The organism is Streptomyces sp. WELS2 (genome assembly GCF_013870595.1).
In the GTDB taxonomy this organism is placed as follows: Bacteria; Actinomycetota; Actinomycetes; order Streptomycetales; family Streptomycetaceae; genus Streptomyces.
In genome coordinates, this window is sequence record NZ_JACBWZ010001403.1 from 1 (window position 1) to 335 (window position 335).

Annotated in this window: 1 protein-coding gene; it reads left to right on the forward strand. The window is 69.6% G+C overall.

Annotated elements, in window-relative coordinates; all coding sequences use genetic code 11:
- Window positions 1-335 (forward strand): acyltransferase domain-containing protein (locus H5J33_RS36620; RefSeq protein WP_181798978.1); only part of this gene is annotated, 335 nt, incomplete at both ends.

Below are 335 nucleotides of genomic sequence, written 5' to 3' on the forward strand. Positions count from 1 at the left end.
GCGCTTTGGCGCCGTTTGTGGACTGGTCGTTGTCCGCGGTGGTGCGGGGTGAGGCGGGGGCTCCGGGGTTGGAGCGGGTGGATGTGGTGCAGCCGGTGTTGTTCGCGGTGATGGTGTCGTTGGCGGAGCTGTGGCGTTCGTACGGGGTGGAGCCGGCGGCTGTGGTCGGCCACTCCCAGGGTGAGATCGCTGCGGCGTGTGTGTCTGGCGCGTTGTCGTTGGAGGATGCGGCGCGGGTGGTGGCGTTGCGTAGTCGGGCGTTGGGTGTGTTGGCGGGGCGTGGCGGGATGGTGTCCGTGGCACTGCCTGTCGCAGAGGTTGAGGGGCTGCTGGGG